20 protein-coding genes and 1 pseudogene are annotated in these 20,591 nt (G+C 34.2%); 13 read left to right on the top strand and 8 right to left on the bottom strand.

Annotation, left to right across the window (positions count from 1 at the left end):
- Positions 1 to 220: 220 nt before the first annotated feature.
- Together ACLU24_RS11935 and ACLU24_RS11930 are read right to left on the bottom strand one after the other, a co-directional pair.
- Positions 221 to 757, bottom strand: coding sequence for a DUF1062 domain-containing protein (locus tag ACLU24_RS11935; RefSeq protein WP_412612897.1), 537 nt, complete (start codon positions 755 to 757; stop codon positions 221 to 223).
- A 230-nt stretch (positions 758 to 987) separates the two neighbouring features.
- Complete coding sequence (locus tag ACLU24_RS11930) at positions 988 to 2,013, bottom strand: hypothetical protein (protein WP_412612895.1); 1,026 nt, start codon at positions 2,011 to 2,013, stop codon at positions 988 to 990.
- Between the two features lie 441 nt (positions 2,014 to 2,454).
- Here ACLU24_RS11930 and ACLU24_RS11925 point away from each other — a divergent pair, with 441 nt between their 5' ends.
- The 11 genes and pseudogenes from ACLU24_RS11925 (at position 2,455) to lepA (ending at position 11,044) form a co-directional block, all read left to right on the top strand.
- Positions 2,455 to 3,147 carry an iron-sulfur cluster assembly scaffold protein gene (locus tag ACLU24_RS11925; RefSeq protein WP_022264110.1) on the top strand — a complete coding sequence of 231 codons (693 nt, stop codon included), beginning with the start codon at positions 2,455 to 2,457 and terminating at the stop codon, positions 3,145 to 3,147.
- Between the two features lie 25 nt (positions 3,148 to 3,172).
- On the top strand, positions 3,173 to 4,180 hold the full coding sequence (locus ACLU24_RS11920) for a GGGtGRT protein (protein WP_412612893.1): 1,008 nt from the start codon (positions 3,173 to 3,175) through the stop codon (positions 4,178 to 4,180).
- 202 nt (positions 4,181 to 4,382) lie between these two features.
- Positions 4,383 to 4,778, top strand: coding sequence for a phage integrase SAM-like domain-containing protein (locus tag ACLU24_RS11915; RefSeq protein WP_412612891.1), 396 nt, complete (start codon positions 4,383 to 4,385; stop codon positions 4,776 to 4,778).
- Positions 4,765 to 5,316, top strand: coding sequence for a tyrosine-type recombinase/integrase (locus ACLU24_RS11910; protein ID WP_412612903.1), 552 nt, complete (start codon positions 4,765 to 4,767; stop codon positions 5,314 to 5,316). Before ACLU24_RS11915 ends, ACLU24_RS11910 begins: the two co-directional genes overlap by 14 nt.
- Positions 5,317 to 5,960: 644 nt before the next feature.
- Positions 5,961 to 6,626 (top strand): Fic family protein, encoded by a 666-nt coding sequence (locus ACLU24_RS11905; RefSeq protein WP_412612890.1) that lies wholly within the window; start codon positions 5,961 to 5,963, stop codon positions 6,624 to 6,626.
- Positions 6,627 to 6,685: 59 nt separating this feature from the next.
- Entirely contained in the window at positions 6,686 to 7,183 is a 498-nt protein-coding gene (locus tag ACLU24_RS11900) for a hypothetical protein (RefSeq protein WP_412612888.1), read from the top strand.
- A gap of 596 nt (positions 7,184 to 7,779) precedes the next feature.
- Positions 7,780 to 7,965 (top strand): DUF5659 domain-containing protein, encoded by a 186-nt coding sequence (locus tag ACLU24_RS11895; protein ID WP_412612887.1) that lies wholly within the window; start codon positions 7,780 to 7,782, stop codon positions 7,963 to 7,965.
- A 14-nt stretch (positions 7,966 to 7,979) separates the two neighbouring features.
- Positions 7,980 to 8,159, top strand: a complete 180-nt coding sequence (locus tag ACLU24_RS11890; protein WP_412612886.1) for a hypothetical protein — start codon at positions 7,980 to 7,982, stop codon at positions 8,157 to 8,159.
- 14 nt (positions 8,160 to 8,173) lie between these two features.
- Positions 8,174 to 8,854, top strand: coding sequence for a recombinase family protein (locus ACLU24_RS11885; RefSeq protein ID WP_412612884.1), 681 nt, complete (start codon positions 8,174 to 8,176; stop codon positions 8,852 to 8,854).
- Positions 8,855 to 8,938: 84 nt separating this feature from the next.
- Positions 8,939 to 9,034, top strand: a pseudogene (locus ACLU24_RS11880) (GGGtGRT protein); the annotation flags it as partial.
- A gap of 198 nt (positions 9,035 to 9,232) precedes the next feature.
- On the top strand, positions 9,233 to 11,044 hold the full coding sequence (gene lepA, locus ACLU24_RS11875) for a translation elongation factor 4 (RefSeq protein ID WP_412612882.1): 1,812 nt from the start codon (positions 9,233 to 9,235) through the stop codon (positions 11,042 to 11,044).
- 108 nt (positions 11,045 to 11,152) lie between these two features.
- Here the strand turns inward: lepA and ACLU24_RS11870 are convergent, their stop codons facing one another.
- Genes ACLU24_RS11870 through rfbG form a run of 6 tightly spaced genes read right to left on the bottom strand, consistent with a single transcriptional unit; the run spans position 11,153 to position 16,714 of the window.
- Positions 11,153 to 11,620 (bottom strand): GtrA family protein, encoded by a 468-nt coding sequence (locus tag ACLU24_RS11870; RefSeq protein WP_412612880.1) that lies wholly within the window; start codon positions 11,618 to 11,620, stop codon positions 11,153 to 11,155.
- Between the two features lie 6 nt (positions 11,621 to 11,626).
- On the bottom strand, positions 11,627 to 12,400 hold the full coding sequence (gene rfbF, locus ACLU24_RS11865) for a glucose-1-phosphate cytidylyltransferase (RefSeq protein ID WP_412612878.1): 774 nt from the start codon (positions 12,398 to 12,400) through the stop codon (positions 11,627 to 11,629).
- A 7-nt stretch (positions 12,401 to 12,407) separates the two neighbouring features.
- Complete coding sequence (locus ACLU24_RS11860; protein ID WP_412612877.1) at positions 12,408 to 13,370, bottom strand: NAD-dependent epimerase/dehydratase family protein; 963 nt, start codon at positions 13,368 to 13,370, stop codon at positions 12,408 to 12,410.
- Positions 13,327 to 14,298 (bottom strand): glycosyltransferase family 2 protein, encoded by a 972-nt coding sequence (locus ACLU24_RS11855; protein WP_412612876.1) that lies wholly within the window; start codon positions 14,296 to 14,298, stop codon positions 13,327 to 13,329. Before ACLU24_RS11855 ends, ACLU24_RS11860 begins: the two co-directional genes overlap by 44 nt.
- Before the next feature lie 9 nt (positions 14,299 to 14,307).
- Positions 14,308 to 15,648, bottom strand: coding sequence for a lipopolysaccharide biosynthesis protein RfbH (gene rfbH / locus ACLU24_RS11850; protein ID WP_412612875.1), 1,341 nt, complete (start codon positions 15,646 to 15,648; stop codon positions 14,308 to 14,310).
- 1 nt (position 15,649) lies between these two features.
- Positions 15,650 to 16,714: a CDP-glucose 4,6-dehydratase gene (gene rfbG, locus ACLU24_RS11845; RefSeq protein WP_412612873.1), complete on the bottom strand. Its 1,065-nt coding sequence runs from the start codon at positions 16,712 to 16,714 to the stop codon at positions 15,650 to 15,652.
- Positions 16,715 to 17,194: 480 nt separating this feature from the next.
- Here rfbG and ACLU24_RS11840 point away from each other — a divergent pair, with 480 nt between their 5' ends.
- Entirely contained in the window at positions 17,195 to 18,745 is a 1,551-nt protein-coding gene (locus tag ACLU24_RS11840) for a hypothetical protein (protein ID WP_412612871.1), read from the top strand.
- A 15-nt stretch (positions 18,746 to 18,760) separates the two neighbouring features.
- On the top strand, positions 18,761 to 20,590 hold the full coding sequence (locus ACLU24_RS11835) for a thiamine pyrophosphate-binding protein (RefSeq protein WP_412612870.1): 1,830 nt from the start codon (positions 18,761 to 18,763) through the stop codon (positions 20,588 to 20,590).
- The last annotated feature ends 1 nt before the right edge of the window (position 20,591 follow it).

Genomic DNA, 20,591 nt, shown 5'->3' with positions numbered 1-20,591 from the left:
TTGTTTATAATATCATACCCCAACCCAAATGTCAACACTTTTTTCGAAATTTTTTAAAATTTATTTTCGCACACTACATATAGATTTTACAGAGCAGATTTCCCCTACCTATATATGTAAGCTTTCTATATCAGCAAACTTCATTATAAATTATCTGCTCACCTCATAAACAGCATGAAACACAAAATACCGCCCTGCTATTCACAAGGCGGTAAAAACATCAGAATTTTCTGATTATTATATCTCCATTAAGTTCGGTTCTAATTTCAAGGCTGTTATTCTTTATAAGCTTTTTTATATTGCTTCGTGAAACTTTCAAAAGCTCACTCGCAATTTTATCAGGGCGAATCTTAACACCATTGGGATTTCTGATAATAAAAATATCTTCTGTCCCCTTATTAACACATTTCAATTCATACTCTGCTGTATCAAAATCAATCTCCGCTCTATTTCTTACAAAGAAAGCTTTATCAACGCCATATTCTCTTGAAAGCTCTATATCATTTGCCAGAAATCTCTTATAATTTTCGCCTATCTCGTTTGGCGAAACTCTCTCGAGCACAGTAAGATTAAGCGTATGGCGGCATTTTTCACATTGGTAAATCAGCCATATGTCAATCTTATTGCCGTTTGCATTTACTCTGAATTTGTTTGTGTTAACAAATCTCGATTTAGAACCGCATTTTGCACAGCCACGAATTATAGCGTAGCTGTCTTTCGGTATAATAACATATTCTGTTGTATTTGAATAGCTCATTTTGCATCTCCATCGTAAAATAATCTTTGGATTTGCAAAGGCTATTACATTACTATTTAGTTTTTATTTGCAATAGCCTCTGCTATGCAAAGTATGCAGGTGTAAGCATTAAGCAAGCCTCCTTTTAGTTTATTTTTTAAAAATATATCACAATAATATTATACTGTCAATAATAAATATCAAGCATCTCCTAAGTCATAAACTTAAAAGCCCTTACTTTATATCAATTATCATCGCACTACATCTTCATAATCTGAATATTTGCTTGCGGAATATGTTTTTACTTCTGGTTGTTCAAAAGAAATGTCAGTAGTTTTTATATATGAAGATGGTTCTCCGTTTTCATCATATCCTTGAAGTTCCAAAAGAATACCTGTTTCCTTATCAACAATCATCTCAAAAGTAGCTGTATTAAATTTCTTGCCATAATCTTCGGCAGTGCCTTTTATCACAACCGCATCTCTGCCGAGATATTCTGTATCTCCACTAATCTCCCACATATCTTGATTTGAAAGATAGCCAAATGTCAAACCCTGTGGAAATAATGAATATGAAGCTGAAACACATAAATTTGTTGAATTTAACCTATTCAAATAATGTATATCGCCATTTTCATCAACTGTTACTCTCTTATCATCTGCAAATTTTTCATGTAATCCTATTCTTGCTTGCTCAATATCATCTTCTGTTTGCAAAACAGAATTATTATAGTCTGCCAATTCACTAACCTTAGTAAAATATATCGGAGATTTTTCTTTAGACCTACTTACATTATCTATATGCATTATATCCCCACTGCCGACATAAACTTCCGAATCATTGTCTTTATTAATCATATGCTCATAGCACTTATTATTTATCATATCAACCTGATATGATACAACTGTTTCCTCTTGTAAGTCATCATTTAAATAATTTGTAGTAAAAGAACCTCTTACAGTGTTGTAATAATCGATTGCATTAAGCATTTTATGATAGTAGTCTTGTTTTGTTTCGGGTGTTAATTGCTCTACCGGAATTTCTTTTATCATAATTTTCTTAACTTGCTTAGACTTTGAAACTTCGCTTAGAGCTTGTGTATAATTAAAATCATTTGTTTTCGAGGTTTCTACCTGCGAAACTATGGAAGTATCTTTTGTTGCTCTTTCATTATATGTACTATTTTTATCATTTGCAGCCGATATAGTTATAATTCCCGTTGATGCTACTACCGAAACTAAAAGAACTGCAAATAATGCTCTAACTCTTTTTCTCATAAAAATCCTCCTCATCAAATGTGTTGTTTTATTCATATTCTTTTATAAAATTAAAATATCCATCAACAAATACCAATAAATATTTTACTCAAATACTAAATCATCGAACAGAGAATGTCAATAATCATTTTATAAGAATTTAAGCTTTTCTTACTGTTAAATTTGCTTTATATCACAAAACATACTTTAAGCCTATAACTCCTTATAAATATATATGCTATCAAAAAATATACGCCCTCTGCAAAAATACATTATAAAAACTTGAAAAGTATAAAAGTATATTACAGTTAGTTATATAAAACCACTTTTGCTTTAACATTTTTTCAAAAACATCGCAATCTCTATACCTCAATTTTCAACAAAATGCTTGCTTATTTTCTATAAAATGTTATAATAAAACCGTATGCAACATACAATTATCATCTGAAAGGAGTAACGCATATGAATTATTCACATGAAGTTGAAAACATGTGTATCGTAACAAAAGGACCTCACCATGGTCCTGCCCCAATCCCTGAAGAAGGCAAGTGGGTTAAGTCCACACAAATTACCGACATCTCCGGTCTTTCACACGGTATCGGCTGGTGTGCACCTCAGCAGGGTGCCTGTAAGCTTACCCTCAATGTAAAAGAGGGTATCGTAGAAGAAGCTCTTGTAGAAACAATCGGCTGCTCCGGTATGACTCATTCTGCTGCTATGGCTGCTGAAATTCTCCCAGGCAAGACTCTTCTCGAATGTCTTAACACAGACCTCGTTTGTGACGCTATCAACACTGCTATGAAGAACATCTTCGAGCAGCTCGTATACGGCAGAAGCCAGACAGCTTTCTCCGAAAATGGTCTTCCAATCGGTGCAGGTCTTGAGGACCTCGGTAAAGGTCTCCGCTCACAGGTTGGTACTATGTATAGCACAAAGGCTAAGGGCGTTCGTTATATGGAAATGGCAGAAGGCTATGTTCTTAAGACTGCTCTTGATGAGAATAACGAGGTTATCGGCTATCAATTCGTTAAGCTCGGCAAAATGCTCGAAGATATCAGACACGGCGTATCCCCTGATGAAGCATACAAGAACAACATCGGTCAATACGGTCGTTTTGATGGTGCTGCTAAGTATATCGACCCACGTGAAGAATAATCAAGACTAAGGAGGACAGGCTTTTATGGCAAACGATGTAAAATTTGAAGGCAAGGAAAGAAGAATTGCCAAAATAGAAAAATGTCTCGCTGAGTATGGCATTGCTAGTCTTGAAGAGGCTCGTGAGCTATGTCTTAGCAAAGGTGTTGACGCCTACTCTATCGTTAAGGGCGTTCAGCCAATCGCTTTTGAAAACGCAGGCTGGGCTTATACTCTCGGCTGTGCTGTTGCTATTAAGAAGGGTGTTAAGTCCGCTTCTGAAGCTGCTGCAGCTATCGGTATCGGTCTTGAAGCTTTCTGTATCCCTGGCTCTGTTGCAGAACAGAGAAAAGTTGGCTTAGGCCACGGTAATCTTGGCGCTATGCTCCTCGAAGATAAGACAAAGTGCTTCGCATTCCTTGCAGGTCACGAATCTTTCGCTGCTGCTGAGGGTGCTATCGGTATTGCAAGAACAGCTAACAAGGCTCGTAAAGAACCTCTTAAGGTTATCCTTAACGGTCTTGGTAAGGACGCTGCGTATATCATTTCCAGAATCAACGGCTTTACATATGTAAAGACTCAGTATGACTACTTCACAGGCGAGCTTAATATCGTTGAAGAGAGAGCTTTCTCTGAGGGCGAAAGAGCTGCTGTTCGTTGCTACGGTGCAGACGATGTTCGTGAAGGTGTTGCAATCATGGCTCACGAGGGCGTTGATGTTTCTATCACAGGCAACTCAACTAACCCAACTCGTTTCCAGCATCTTGTTGCAGGTACATATAAGAAGTGGGCTCTTGAAAATGGCAAGAAGTATTTCTCCGTTGCATCAGGCGGCGGCACAGGTCGTACACTTCACCCAGATAACATGGGTGCAGGTCCTGCTTCCTATGGTCTTACAGACTCTATGGGTCGTATGCACGGTGATGCTCAGTTTGCCGGTTCTTCATCAGTTCCTGCTCACGTTGAGATGATGGGACTTATCGGCATGGGCAATAACCCAATGGTTGGTGCTACTGTTGCTTGTGCTGTTGCTGTTTACGAAGGACTTAACTAAGCGGTTTTTGGCTCTTTTACTGCAATAAATTAAATAGACAAACATTAGTAAATTAGACACATCATATTTAGGTAAAAACCTGATGATGTGTCTATTCTTTTTTGTGCGACATAAGTATAAAAACAAAGCAAATAAGCACATTTTTCTATTTTTTTAACATCAAAAAATTTAATGATGTGTCTAACATTTAGGAGGTGTAATATTGCAAAGGTTAAAAATGGGTAATCAAAATCTAACATTTGGTGAATGTTGTAAAATGTATATACAAGACTGCAAAATGCGAAATCTAAGACCAGCAACCATTAATCATTACAAGAGTAGTTACAAGCAAATGTTTAATTATTTATCGCCTGATATGCCTATTAACGAATTTACAGTCGATACATTTAATCAATATGTGTTGTATCTAAAAGGGCATTTATCAAATGATATGAGTATTAATGAATATTTAAGAGATTTAATTACTACCCTCCATTATTTAATGGATAATGAGTATATGCATACTTTAAAAAGCATAAAAATTGATAAACCCGCAAAAGAAGCTTATAGCAACGATGAATTAAAGATACTTTTAAAAAACAAATATAAACAAATGTAGTTTTGCAGAGTTTGAGTCGTGGGTTATTACTTGTTTGCTGTTTACAACCGGTATAAGACAACACAGCTTGATGGAGCTAAAAATTAAAGATGTGGACTTTACTAATGCACTATTAAATGTGAGAGTAACCAAAACCCGCAAGCCGTTATTAATACCTCTCAACGATACAATATTGTGTATACTAAAAGACTTTTTAAAATATCTGCAGCATAAAAATATTGATGATTGGCTATTTTGTAATGTATACGGCAAAAAATTAACAAAGTCTACATCTTATCATATGCTTTATGAGTATAACCATAGGCGAGGAGTATTAACTACAGGACTGCACCGATATAGGCACACTTTTGCTAAGCAATGGATATTAAATGGGGGCAGTGTTGTAGTCTTATCAAAGTTGTTAGGACATAGCAACCTTAGCACAACACAAAACTATATTAATCTATTAGTTAGTGATGTGGCTAAACAAGTTGATGAAATTGATTTATTAAATCAGTTTTTAGATAAAAAATTTTTAAAAATGAGGGGCAAAAAATAATGAATGACATAAGCAACAGTTTTTAAAACCGCTTAAAATTATTATGCACCTAAGCACACTTAATCTAACTGATAACGAGATAGTTAATACAAAAGAGTTTAAACAAGTTGTTTTACAGCTTAAAAATATTGATAAACAAGGACATAAAAGGCAATTAATTTTGTTTTGTAATTTAATATTAAATTAATACATAGTGCAACGATTATTATTGCCGTTGTATAAAATTATGGTTTTATTGATAATTATATGTTTGTAACTTACCAAAGTAGGAGTGTTTATAAAATAATTGTCAAATGCAAATAGCCATTAAAGTAACAATATTTTATTTTCACATTTTAATGGCTATTGTATATACAATATTTATATAAGAATCTAACTAAATATTTTATATATGATTAAGGAGATGCAGTTACTTAACATTATGAGTCAATCTCCTAATTTTTAAATTTTTAAAACTGAATCAGAAAAATACTTGACAATATAAAAAGTGTGTGCTATGCTATTTTCTCATATAGTAAATGAATTACAGTTAAATATCTAACCATAAAAACTAATAATTGGAGTTTTTTAAATGGCATTAGCAAATGAATGTACTATCTTACAAAAATGATATTAAAAAATCAAAACTGTGAAGGAGTGATTCAATGTATTATCAAGATAAATTTCATTTAACGCCCGAGCAAAGTTTATTTCTCGCAAAAAAGAAATGGGATGAAAATGTTTATTGCGGAATGAAGATGGAGAACAGAGCTGTAACATTTCCGCAGACTAAAACTATTTTGAATGGTGTTAATGTTCCAAATGTCCAGCTTGACGATATACAAGCGATTTTAAATATGCGTGATGCTTGGAAATTTCTTTTAAACACTATCAACGAGCCATTAACATTTGATTATTGGTGCAAACTAAATGAATATATCGCAAGAAATGAAGCTCTTGAATGGGGCAGGCTGCGAACCGGCACCGTAGGAATATCTGGAACGGATTATGAACCGCCTATTCCGGAGCGTGAGAAAGTTATCCGAGAGTTTGAAGCAATCATTTATAATCTGGATGCATCGGCTACAGATAAAGCGTTAGAGGCTTTTTCATGGGGGGCAAGGGGTCAATTCTTTTGGGATGGTAACAAGCGTACAAGTTTAACGCTTGCAAATAAAATATTAATTTCTGCCGGAGCTGGTATTCTCACTATTACCGATAAACACATGGAACAATTCAATGTGCTATTATTAGATTTCTATAATACTGGTAATAATAAAACCCTGAAGAAGTTCTTATATGAAAACGCCATCCAGGGCATGATGATATAAAATAACTTAAAAATAATAAAGTTAAAATCTATATTTTAGAAAAAAGAAGGATTGGTACTTTGAACGAAAGTAAAGATATTCTCATGCTCAATGAGTTGTGGAATAATACAGATAGTAATACAATTACAAATAATGTTATACAACTATTAGAAAATAATGGTTGTCAAAGTTTTAGTGAACGATGGCAAAAGTTATCTGAAATTACAGGTTCAACCAAACATGCAGTTTATGCTTGGCTGAATCATGGAAGAAGTAATGTTAAAATTCCTTTCTTAAAGCTTTGCATAATTGCAGAGGTTTATGGAATTGAAATATCTAAATTATTAACTGGAGGTAATTATCACATGGAAAGAAAGTATGCAATTACAAGAACTATTGATAACAATGAAGTTGTTTTAAAGTCCTTTGATGAAAATTGCAAAGACGAAGCTATTGCTTATGGTGCTGAGGTTGCAAAAACCAATACCCAGGGTGTCATTAGTTGTGTTTTTGCATTATTTAATGATGAGGGCAAAATGAATAATCATAATGTTCGTGTGTTCGAGGTATGGAAGTAATGGATAAGAAAATTAAAATGCATGTATAGATTGGCATGGTGAAGGAACTGATGATTATTATGATGAGTCAATGATTATATTGAGTCTCATGATGATGCATCTGAATTTGAGGAATTTACCAGAGAACTTTTAAGCCAAATCACATTTGATTAACTTTTCCCCATTTATGGTGGTTTATAAATATATCTTGAAGATAAAATAATGGTTTTATTGACAATTATATGTTTGTAACTTACCAAAGTAGGAATTTTTATAAAATAAGACTCTTATATAATATATGATTAAGGAGATACAGTTACTTAACATTATGAGTCAATCTCCTAATTTTTTAATTTTTAACTAAATCAAGAAAACACTTGACAGACCAAATTATTTGTGTTACTCCTAATATTTTGTCGCAAAAGTCCGTAGTGAGTTGAAAAATCAACGAACACTTAAATAAAACAATCTTTACCGCTTTTAGCGGAGCAATTTCCTAAATTTTGGCAATAGGCTATGCTGATTGGATATATCAATTAAAAGCTTACTTTAAGGTAGGCTTTAGTTGTTGTATCCAATTTGCATAGCTTTTTTATTTTCTATTTACAGAAAGTAAGGTGATATCTATATTTAAGGTGTTCAATCAAAGATTAGCAGGATTTTTAATGCTAAAAGGTTTTAAATTATTGACAGTTGAGCCAAACAAAAACATTAAAGACTTTAACATATTTACATTTGAGAAGTCAGATAAACTAAATCGTGCAATTAAACAATATGAGGAAATCAAAAAATTTATAATCTAAGGAGTTTAAATCAAATGAAAAGTAAAAAAGAAACAAAAGATAAAAAATTATTAGAAACAAAGCAAGCATTAAATTTATCTAATAAGCAATTTGATAAAGTAAAAGAAAAAAATTTATCAATACAAGAATTATTATTAATATGCAAAAAAATAAAAGAGGATATTATAAAATTCCTTCGTTTAAAACCGCACTAAAGGATGATGTAAAAATGATTTATGGATACGCAAGGATATCTAAGCCAACGCAAAACATTGATAGACAAATACGGAGCATTAAAAATTATGACGGTACAGCAACGATTTTTAAGGAGGCTTATACGGGAACAAAACAAGACCGCCCAGAATGGATTAAGCTAAACAAAAGGCTTAAAAGTGGTGATACAGTTATATTTGATAGTGTGTCAAGGATGAGCCGTAATGCAATAGATGGTTTTAGCGAATACGAAGTTTTATATCAAAAAGGTATTAATTTAATTTTTATAAAAGAGCCACACATAAATACCTTAACATATAAAAATGCTTTAAATCAACAAATTGCAGCAACAGGCAATGAAATAGCAGACACATATATAGAAGCAACAAATAAAGTATTAATGATACTTGCTAAGCAGCAAATAAAACTTGCTTTTGAACAAGCACAAAAAGAAGTTGACGATTTACACAAAAGGACAGCAGAGGGTATGCAAACGGCAAAATTAAACGGTAAACAAATAGGTCGAAAAAAAGGAACAACTGTTGTAACAAAAAAGAGTATTAAGGCAAAAAAAATAATACAAAAACATTCTATTGATTTTGGCGGTTCGCTAACCGATAAAGAAGTGATGCTTATGATTGGCAAAATAACAAGAAACACCTACTATAAATACAAAAAAGAGTTAAAAAATACTTAAATCATCGTTGACAATTAAGTTTAATAATGATAAACTTATAATGTGTTTAAATTGCATTTATTTTGTGTTGGTTTTGTCTATTTAATTGAAATGATGGGACTTATCGGCATGGGCAATAACCCAATGGTTGGTGCTACTGTTGCTTGTGCTGTTGCTGTTTACGAAGGACTTAATAAGTAATATAAATCATGTTTTCAACGATTCATCTATAATATTGCTTTTAAACTTATGATAAAATCCCTTGCAGTGCTTAACGCATTTGCAAGGGATTTTTTATATTGTAAAAATGAATTGCTTTACATCATCGGCATTTGCGTGTTATAATAAATAAGTATAGCTTACTAAGCATAAAATCCTTACGAAAGGAATGTTATATAAATGGCTTTCGATAGAAGCAAAATTCGTAATTTCAGTATAATAGCACACATAGACCACGGAAAAAGTACACTTGCCGATAGAATACTTGAACAGACTCAATCCGTTGCAATTCGTGATATGGAAGACCAGCTCCTCGATAATATGGAGCTTGAGCGCGAAAGAGGAATTACTATCAAGGCTCGTGCTGTTACTCTACTCTATAAAGCTGATGACGGAGAAGAATATATTTTCAACCTTATTGACACTCCAGGTCATGTTGACTTTAACTATGAAGTTTCACGCTCATTGGCAGCTTGTGAGGGAGCGGTTCTTGTAGTTGACGCATCACAGGGTATCGAGGCACAAACTCTTGCAAATACCTATCTTGCAGTTGATGCCGGACTTGAAATAGTTCCGGTTATAAATAAAATTGACCTGCCAAGTGCAGACCCTGACAGAGTATGCAAGGAAATTGAAGATGTTATTGGTATTCCAGCCGAAGACGCTCCAAGAATTTCTGCTAAAGCTGGCATAAACATTCATGAGGTTATGGAGAGAATAGTTTCAGATGTTCCTGCTCCATCAGGCGACAACAACGCTCCACTTAAAGCCTTAATTTTTGATTCATACTATGATAGCTATAAGGGTGTTATTATATATGTAAGGCTTATGGACGGTCAGGTTAAAGTCGGCGATACCATAAAGATGATGAGTACAGGTTCAGAATTTACTGTTGTTGAATGTGGATTTATGAGAGCCACAAATCTTGAAGCTGTTGGCACTTTATATGCAGGTGAGGTTGGATATATCGCTGCATCAATCAAAACAGTAAGTGATGCTTGTGTAGGCGATACGGTTACTACAAAAGAAAATCCTGCAAAGGAAGCTCTTCCAGGATACAGAGCAGTTCAACCAATGGTTTTCTGTGGTATTTATCCTGCTGATGGTGCAAAATATGGCGATTTGCGTGACGCTCTTGAAAAACTTGAGCTTAATGACGCCGCTCTCTCATTTGAACCTGAAACATCTGTTGCACTTGGTTTTGGTTTCCGCTGTGGTTTCCTCGGACTTCTTCATATGGAAATCATTCAAGAGCGTTTAGAGCGTGAATATAATCTCGACCTCGTCACAACTGCACCAAGCGTTATTTATAGAATAACTATGAATGATGGTACTGTTCATATGATAGACAATCCTACAAATTATCCTGACCCATCACTCATAGCAAAAGCTGAAGAACCTATCGCAAACGCTCATATTTATGCTCCATCAGAATATGTTGGAAATATTATGGAGCTTTGTCAGGATAGGAGAGGCGTATTTAAAGATATGAAATATCTCGACGATGACAGAGTTGATATTCACTATGAGCTTCCTCTCGCAGAAATTATCTATGACTTTTTCGATACATTAAAATCTCGTACAAGAGGTTATGCTTCTTTCGATTATGAATTAAAAGGCTATGCTGAATCTCAGCTTGTCAAGCTTGATATTATGCTTAATGGTGATGTAGTTGACGCGCTTTCATTTATAATACATGCAGATAAAGCATATAACAGAGCAAGAAAAATGGCGGAAAAGCTCAAGGAAAAAATTCCACGCCAACTTTTTGAAATACCAATTCAGGCTTGTATAGGCGGAAAAATTATTGCAAGAGAAACTGTCAAAGCTATGCGTAAAGATGTTCTTGCCAAATGCTACGGCGGAGATATTACCAGAAAGAAAAAGCTTCTTGAAAAACAAAAAGAAGGTAAAAAGCGTATGCGTCAGCTTGGAAGCGTAGAAGTTCCACAAGATGCATTTATGGCAGTTCTAAAACTTGATAGTGAATAATCTTAAATAAAGAATAAACTAATATAATCCCCTTAGAGCAGGCACTTGAAATCATAAAAGTTTCAAGGCTGCACTAAGGGGATTATGTAATAATTTGGGTTTAGAGATTTATCTCATAACCCATTTTTTATTTAGAATATAATTGAGGGGAACTGTTATGCAAAGATTTATAAGTGGTGCGATAACTTCGGATATTCCTAATATATCAACAAAAAGATACAATAACAATGTTCCTATAATAAGATTTGTGCCATAGGCTATATATGTTTTTATAAGCGTCTTTTTTCTTTCAGTAGTTTTCTTAAAAACAAATTTACTGTTTAAAATATATGAATTAAATACACTCACAACAAATCCGACTGCATTTCCAATAATATATAAATCACGACTAATCAATATAAAAATATAGTATACTCCAAGCGAGATTATTGTATTACTAACGCCTACAAGACAAAATTTTATAAAACGGCTTATCCCAAGCCATTTTTCGTCCGTAAGTTCTATGCCAAAAATACGCAGTATCGACATTATCAGTTTTCTTAGAATATTTTCAAAAAACTTATAAAGCTTACCCATATTTTATCACCATGATTTCCACGGTGCTTTATTTTCGTCCCAAAGTTTTTCAAGATAAAACATATCTCTCTGAGTATCCATACATTGCCAAAAACCGTCATGTCTGTATGCCATAAGCTTTTTATCTCTTACAAGACCTTCAAGAGTAGATTTTTCAAATACAGTTTCATCGCCATCAATATAATCAAAAACCTCCGGCTCAAGAACCATATACCCACCGTTGATAACGCTACTGTCATCATCATGTTTTTCACGGAACGATTCTATGCAATTATGGTCGTCTATCGCCATAACACCAAATCTTTGCTGAACATTTATTGCTGTAATGGTAGCGGACTTACCATGTGAACGGTGAAACTCTAAAAGTTTATTAATATCAATATCACAGACTCCGTCGCCATATGTCATCATAAAGGTTTCGTCTCCTATATACTTCTGAATACGCTTAATTCTTCCGCCTGTCATAGTATTCAAGCCTGTATCGACAATGGTTACCTTCCAAGGCTCTGCAACATTATTATGTACAATCATTTTATTCTCAGCACTAAAATCAAAAGTAATATCACTTCTATAGAGATAATAGTCTGCAAAATATTCTTTAATCATATGTTGTTTATAGCCCGCACAGATTATAAATTCATTAAAGCCATAATGCGAATATTCTTTCATAATATGCCACAAAATAGGCATTCCACCTATTTCTATCATCGGCTTTGGTCTTAGATGACTTTCTTCTGAGATTCGTGTTCCAAGACCTCCCGCAAGAATTACAACTTTCATAAACAGCCTATCCTTTTCTATAATATTCTTTGCACCAATCTATAGTTGTTCTTATCCCCTCATCAAAAGTATGTTTGGGAATAAAACCTGTATCTTTAGTAAGCTGTGAAATATCAGCACAAAGATACATCAACGAATTTTCATTATATGGTATATCGCCAAAACCAAGTTTTGATTCAGAACCTATATAATCTTTTATTTTTTCAATATAATTCTTTAATGGAATAGCATTTCCACTGCCTACGCAATAAATTTTTCCGTCAATTCCGTTTTTAGCAGACAAAAAAAGTGCTTCTGCTGCATCGTCACTATAAAGATAATCCCACATCTGTTCGCCTTTAGTATACGAAATACTCTCTCCCTCAAGCATTTTGATTATGCTTGACATAATCATAGTATATTCGGCGTCATATGGACCATAAACGCTAAGAATTCTACACCATATATGTTTGATTCCATATTGACCGCATAAGATTCTTGTTAATCTTCCTGCACATAGCTTTGCAATCCCATACCCATTAATAGGGTTTTCGCTCATATCTGATGTGAGTTTCTGGGATTTCAAGCCATACTCTGCCTGAGAACCTGCTCCAAGAAAAATCTTACAACCAAGCTTATTGGCAGCCTCAACAGCATTAACCGCAAACTTTATATTATCAGCTTGAATGTTTACGGCATTTCTTATATTTCCAAATGTTCCAGCCCACGCAAGATGAAAAAATATATCGCATTTTTCATTTATAATTCCGGGTAATTTATCAATATTTTCGAGATTACATTCTATTATACTTACATCCGGACTACTTGGAATATTATCAATTCGTTTTGAATTTTTATGTGCAACCGCATAAATCGCATAACCTTCATTAAGAAGCTTATTTATGAGCGATATTCCTATAGCACCCGTACAGCCTGTCACAATCGCTTTAGGTTTTTTCGTCCTTATCGTCTTCTTCGTTGTCGTTATCAAAGTTAATTCTCCGTTCTTCAATTACGAGCGGTCTTTTCATAACACGCTGATTTATACTTAATATGTATTCTCCGAGAATACCTGTAAACATAAGCTGTAACCCACCAAGCACAAAAATGCCTATCAGTGTCGGAGCATTTCCGAGTGGGAATCCATACCAATTAACCAGCTTAATAATAAGATATACCAATGCTACAAGAAGACTTATTGCAGAAACAAAAAATCCGAGAATTGTTGCTACTCTCATTCCTACTTTTGTATAAGATGTAAAGCTGAGCATTGCCGCGTCATAGAGAGTATAGAAATTATTATGAGTTTTTCCTGCTCTGCGCTTTTGCTGTTCATAGTATATATCTTTACGTTTAAAACCAAGTTCTGCAACTATTCCGCGCAAATAAGGGGTTGGGTCATCAAGATTTTTCAACACCTCTATAAAAGCCTTATCATAAAGTCCTGTTCCGGTAAAGTGTTCAATCTGCTCTACATCAGACAATTTTTTCCATATTTTATAATATATAGTTCTGAGCATACGGATAAATAGGTTTTCCTTGCTGGTATTTTTAATAGCACAAACTATTTTATATCCTTTTTCCCATTCGTTTACAAATCTTGGTATAAGTTCAACAGGGTCCTGAAAATCACAGCACATAGTTATTGTGCAGTCACCAGTTGTCTGACACATACCATAGAAAGGAGAATTAAATTGTCCGAAATTCTTTGCATTAAAAATAGCTTTTATATGTTTATTATTTTTGCAAAGCTCGACTAATTTTTCTCTTGTTGTATCTTTGGAATCGTTATCTATAAATACTATCTCATAATCGTAATTACTCAGATATAGCTTAAACTGCTCTATAATAGCTTCGCTTATCGGCACAACATTTTCTTCTTCATTATAACATGGAATAAGAACGGAAATCTTCTTCATTTTATACACCTACCTATTTACCGCTGATATAATGACCTTACACATATAAGCGAGCTGTTCGTCTGACATTCCGGGATATACGCCAATCCAGAAAGAAGAATTCATTATCTTATCCGTATTTTCAAGAGAGCCGACAATCCTATACATATCCTTGTTATCTCTTATTATATCAAAGCAAGGGTGTTTTGTGATATTTCCTGCAAAAAGCATTCTTGTCTGAACTCCCATGCTTTCAATATATCTTACAATATTTCCTCTGTCTAAACCATCACGACAAGTCATAAGGAAACCAAACCAACATGGGTCTGAATTAGGACAGGCTTCCGGCAAAATAAGTTTATCTGAAACGGCTTCGAGACCTTTTCTCAAGAAAGCAAAATTTTCTCTTCTTTTCTTTGCAAACGATGGCATTTTTTTAAGTTGAGCACAACCAACCGCAGCCTGCATATCAGTAGCTTTAAGGTTATATCCAAAATGAGAGTATACATATTTATGGTCATAACCAAGCGGAAGCTCTCCATATTGTCTATCAAAACGATGACCGCACATATTGTCACAGCCAGATTTACAAATACAGTCACGTCCCCAATCACGCAGAGATTTTAATATTTTGGCAAGTAAAGCATTGCTTGTATATACTGCGCCGCCCTCTCCCATAGTCATATGATGTGGAGGATAAAAGCTTGATGTACCTATATCTCCAAAAGTTCCAGTAAATTTCTGAGTATCACCAATTTTATAAAGCGAACCAAGTGCGTCGCAATTATCCTCTATAAGCCATAGGTTATGCTTGTCACAAAATTCTTTAACAGCTTTTATATCAAATGGATTTCCAAGTGTATGTGCAAGTATAATAGCCTTTGTTTTATCCGAAAGCGCCGATTCAAGTATATTCACATCAATATTATACTGAGGAATCGTTACATCAACAAAAACAGGCACCGCCCCAAATTGTACAATCGGAGAAATAGTTGTCGGAAATCCTGCTGCAACTGTAATTATTTCATCTCCACGATTTATTGCACGATTACCAAGCAAAGGTGAAGTTAATGCCATAAAAGCCAATAAATTTGCACTTGAACCTGAATTTACTACAAAACAATATTTTGTTCCAATATATTCCGCAAAATTTTTCTCAAATTCCTCGGTAAATCTTCCTGAAGTAAGCCAAAATTCAAGCGAACTGTCAACTAAATTTACCATTTCTTCAGCATCATACACTCTTGACGCATATGGTATTCTATCCCCTTCTTTGAAATCCTTCTTTTTTGCATGATATTTTTGGTAATACTGAGCAGTAAGCTCAAGAATTTTTTCTCTTGCTTGCTGTTCTGACATATTTTCAAACATCTTATTTTGCCTCTCTTTTTATATTATCAAAGTATTCTTCTATTTGCTTATTCATAACGCTCATACATTCCGATGGGTCTGAAAAAAATGTTAAGTACCATAATGTCGTTTTTCTTACAGCTGTATCAATATCCCATTGCGGTTCAATACCAAGTCGTGTTTTTATTCTGGAGCAATCCAATTTAAGTAAACCTGCCTCATGTGGTGCATTTTCAGTCTTATTACTACACCATGAAGCTTGCCAATATTTACAGAAAAGGTTTACAAGCTCGCCTGTACTAACATAACTTTCATTATTGGGACCTACGTTATAATTTCCTGCGAGAGATTTATCTTCATACTGCCGACGAGCAATCTCAAGATACGCATAAAGCGGTTCAATAACATGCTGATACGGTCTGACAGAGTATGGATTTCTTACAATTATAGGTTTTCCGCAAGATGCTGCACGAAAACAATCAGGAATTATGCGGTTTTCTGCAAAATCACCGCCACCTATGACATTTCCTGCTCTGGCTGTAGAAACCGGAATAGAATTTTCATCAAAGAAGCTTCTTATATAGCAAGCTGTAACCATTTCAGAACACGACTTACTATTTGAATATGGGTCATATCCGCCTAACTCATCATTTTCACGATAGCCCCATTCCCATTCATTATTTTTATATACTTTGTCCGTTGTAACATTTACCAATGAACCTATACCACTCAGCCTTGCACATTCAAGAATATTTACTGTACCCATAACATTCGTCTCATATGTATAAGCAGGATTTTTATAACCTTCAAGCACTAACGGTTGAGCTGCAAGATGAAAAACAATATCCGGCTTTGCCTCATCGAAAGCTTTCTTTAAGGAATCAAAGTCACGAATATCGCCGTATATAGCATTTATATCCTTTTCTACTTGGCTAAGAGAAAACAATTTATTTTCTTCAGAGGGAGGAAGTGCATATCCGGTAACATTAGCACCTAAAAGCAGCAACATTCTGCATAGCCATGAACCTTTAAAACCAGTATTTCCGGTAACAAAAACATTTTTTCCTTTATAAAAATTATATATCATTTAATTTCTCCTGAATTTCAATCTATACTATATGTAATTATCAAATGTTAAACATTCTGTTCTTAAAACTAAAATACATTCATTTATACTACAATTTTATTTATGATAAACATTAAAAATTAAAATAATTCTACAAAAATCTACTTAATACCAATTAAATTATACATCATAAACATTTAATTATCAACAAATACCTAAAACATTTAGCTTATAGTATATATCGACTATATGCAATAATTTTTGATTTTTTATTAATATTTTGGGGAAAAATTCAAATAATTCAGAAAGTGCGGCCGCAAATATAAAATAGCTTTTTTATATAAAGTAAAAATTTGTATCAGGGTCATAAAGATAATTTTTATTATGTAAACAAATTGATATTTATTAATTTGTATGATATAATAAATTCGAAATAGTAATTTTTATATAATTTATATAATATTAAAAGCTATTTAAAATTTTATCTGGAGGCTCAATAAAGTGACGTTACACTATAAGAACATAAAACTTTCAGCAATGATTTATGCAGGCATACCTATCATAATATTTATGCTTGGATGGCTAAATATTATTTATGGCATTTTATTTTCTGCGGTATTTATAGCCGGTATTATATTTTTAATCAAAAAATCAAAAGATGATGACGGAGAAATTAAAACCCTTAATTTATCTAAAAAGAAGTTTTTGATTATTATAGCTATCGCTTTTGCCTGGTGTATATTGGCGGGGCAAGGTGGTTTTGTTCATCAGACTTCCGACCATACAATAAGAAACGCTATATTCTACGACCTTATTATTAAGCCTTGGCCTGTAACATACAATAATGGAGAAGCTCTTTTATCTTATTACATAGCTCATTGGATGGTTCCTTCAGTCTTTGGAAAGATTGTATTTTTTATTTCCGGTTCATATTTTGCAGCATATTTAGTAGGAAATATTGCGTTGTTGCTTTGGAGTAGTTTTGGTGTGGCTCTTGTTCTGCTACTATTTTCTATGATGGCAAATATAGGGAAGAAAACATATCCTATAATCGCCGTAATCTGTTTTGTATTTTTCAGTGGATTGGATATAGTAGGCTCAAATATTCTGAATGGTGGTGTTTTCTCACTACATATCGAATGGTGGGCAACCTATTTTCAGTATAGCTCAAACTCCACTTGTCTTTTTTGGGTATATAATCAAACAATAGTCACATGGCTTATGACGCTTATCATAATCAATGAAAAGAAGCTCAAGGATCTCGCTGTTGCGGGAATTTTAATTTTCCCATATGGGCCATTCCCATTTGTTGGAGCATTTATTATATGTCTGATAAAAGTTATAGAAAGATTTGTTGAAGAATTTAAAAAGCATAAGTTTGCTCAAGTAATTAAGGAAACATTTTCACCGCAAAATATTATGGTTGCACTAAGCGTGGCAATCGTATTTATTATCTATTTTATGTCGAACCAAATAGTAGCAAATGAAACAAATTCCGGTATAGATACAGGCTTAAGATTACATAGCGATTTAATATATGGATTTTTAGGCTTTAGCCCATTGTGGAACTTCATTTATAGATATATTTCATTTATTATTTTTGAGTTTGGTTTATTTGTATTTATTATGAGGAAAGGCCATAAGAATGATTTACTTTTTTGGGGAATAACTGCTTCTTTAGTTGTAATTCCTCTTATCCAAATGGGAACATCAAATGATTTTTCAATGCGTGTATCAATTCCCGGACTTGTATATATATGCCTTATGTTCTTAAGGTATATATTTGAAAAAATGTCCACGTTACCCAAAAAGATAGATTCAAAGTCAATAAAAAGTCAAATTGGTGTCATTGCGGCTGTTTTAGCACTTTTTATAGGTGCTATAACTCCGACTTTTGAATTTTATCGTGAAACTTCATTGACCATTCAACAGGGTATAGATTATGGCAATCAATATTCATCTCAGGAATCTCTTGAGAATATGAATTATGGTGATAACTTTACTAATGAACATTATAAAGACTCTGCTTTTTATAAAATAAGCAGACATTAAAAAGGAGAATTTAAATTGAAACAAAGACTTGCAGACTATGTGGCAGATTTTTTAGTTGCTCATGGCGTTACAGATTGTTTTAGCGTTGTTGGCGGAGGTGCTATGCACCTAAATGACGCTTTAGGGCATAAAGAGGGGCTGAAGGTAACTTATAATCATCACGAGCAGGCATGTGCCATGGCAGCAGAGGCATATGCTCGCATAGATAATAGAATTGCTGCGGTTTGTGTAACAACAGGTCCTGGTGGCACTAATGCCCTTACCGGTGTTTTAGGTGGTTGGCTTGATTCTATACCTATGTTTATTATCAGTGGTCAGGTTCGTTATGATACTACCGCACGATATGCTTTGCAATTTACAGAAACGCCTCTTCGAGCAATGGGCGACCAAGAATATGATATTGTTAAATCAGTTAAGCCTATGACCAAATACGCAGTTATGATAGAAAAACCTGAACAGATACGCTATGCTCTTGAAAAAGCTTGGTATCTTGCAACAAATGGCCGTCCGGGGCCTGTATGGATAGATATACCAGTAAACTATCAGGGTTGTACTATTGAAACTGATGAATTAGATGGATATAATCCCGATGAAGATGCCGCTATGCTTCCGTCACCTGTTTCTGAAGATATAATTCAAAAGGTTATTGAAAAGATAAGAAATGCAAAGCGTCCAGTGTTTCATGCAGGATACGGAATAAGACTTTCAGGAGCTTATGATGTATTTCGCTCTGTTGCCAAAAAACTGAATATTCCTATTGTAACTTATTTAAACTCAGTTGATTTAATAGAAGATGAAAACCCTCTTTATTGCGGCAGAGCAGGAAATACTGGTGACCGTGCAGGAAACTGGGCAATACAAAATTCAGATTTGATACTTGCAGTCGGAACACGAATTTCTATTCGTCAGGTTGGTTATAACTGGAAAACATGGGCAAGAGCTGCCGAAGTAATTATGGTTGACATTGACCAAGCGGAAATGAAAAAACCAACACTACATGTTGAAATGCCTATTTGGGCTGACGCTAAAGATTTTCTGACAAAACTTAATGAATCAGCAGACGATATAGTTAATAATTCTAAAGAATGGCTTGAAACTTGTCAGGGTTGGAAAAAAGAGTATCCAGTTGTTCTTCCTAAGCATTGGGAGGAGAATGGAACTACTGCAAATGTTTATGCTTTTATTCATTATCTAAGCAGTCGATTACCAGAAAATAGTCTCACTGCCTCTTCTAATGGTGCTTGTTGTGTTGTGGGGAATCAGGCATATGTAATACAAAAAGGTAGCCGTTTGACTAATAATAGTGCAGTTGCAAGTATGGGGTATGGACTTCCTGCTGCAATCGGAACTTGCATCGGTGGCGGTAGAAGAAATACCATATGTCTTGAGGGCGATGGAAGTATTATGATGAATTTGCAGGAACTTCAAACTGTAATTACGAATAAACTGCCTATAAAAATATTTGTAGTCAACAATCAGGGTTACCATTCTATCCGTATTACACAAACAAATCTTTTTAGTCAACATACAAAGGTTGGCATTGGTGTAGAATCCGGTGACCTTTCTTTCCCTGAATTTGAAAAACTTGCGAAAGCATTTGGATATACATATTATAGTGCAAGAAGTAATGCAGAGATGAAAAATGTAGTTGATGAAGTCCTTGAAAAAGATGGTCCGATTTTCTGCGAAATATTTACTGATACTAAGCAGGTATGGGAACCTAAAAGCAGTACAAAAAGATTAGAAGATGGAACCCTTGTGAGTCCTCCGCTTGAAGATTTGGCACCATTCTTACCACGTGAGGAGCTTAAAAAGATTATGTTTATTCCGATGATTGAGGAGTAAG

Source organism: Pseudoruminococcus sp. (genome assembly GCF_047012705.1).
Taxonomy (GTDB): domain Bacteria; phylum Bacillota; class Clostridia; order Oscillospirales; family Acutalibacteraceae; genus Pseudoruminococcus.
The sequence above is the reverse complement of the archived record's forward strand: the minus strand, read 5'-3'. Positions and strand labels throughout refer to the sequence as shown.